The sequence below is a fragment of the Billgrantia lactosivorans genome (assembly GCF_003254665.1).
Taxonomy (GTDB): Bacteria; Pseudomonadota; Gammaproteobacteria; order Pseudomonadales; family Halomonadaceae; genus Halomonas; species Halomonas lactosivorans.
Genome location: NZ_QHGY01000042.1, coordinates 1 through 373 on the forward strand (window position 1 = coordinate 1; position 373 = coordinate 373).

A 373-nucleotide genomic window follows, 5' to 3' on the forward strand; every position below is an offset into this window, starting at 1 on the left:
CCCCATCCGTCGCACCAAGATCGTCGCCACCCTGGGCCCGGCCAGCGACCGCGAAGGCGTGCTGGAGGCGATGATCCGCACCGGCGTCGACGTGGTGCGCCTCAACTTCTCCCACGGCAGCGCCGCCGACCACCGCCGCCGGCTGATCGCCGTGCGCCAGATCGCCGACCGCCTGGGCAAGAGCGTCGCCGCGCTGGGCGACCTGCAGGGGCCCAAGATCCGCATCGCGCGCTTCCGCGACGGCGCGGTCACGCTCGAGGAGGGCCAGCCCTTCGTGCTCGACATGGGCATGGACACCGAAGCCGGCGACGCCGGCCGCGTCGGCTGCGAGTACGCCCAGCTGGCCGACGACGTCAGCGCCGGCGACCGCCTG

1 protein-coding gene is annotated in these 373 nt (G+C 74.3%); it reads left to right on the plus strand.

The genetic code is table 11. From position 1 onward, the window contains the following. Positions 1-373: pyruvate kinase (locus tag DIS04_RS20315; RefSeq protein ID WP_245904671.1), on the plus strand; the 373-nt coding region annotated here is incomplete at both ends.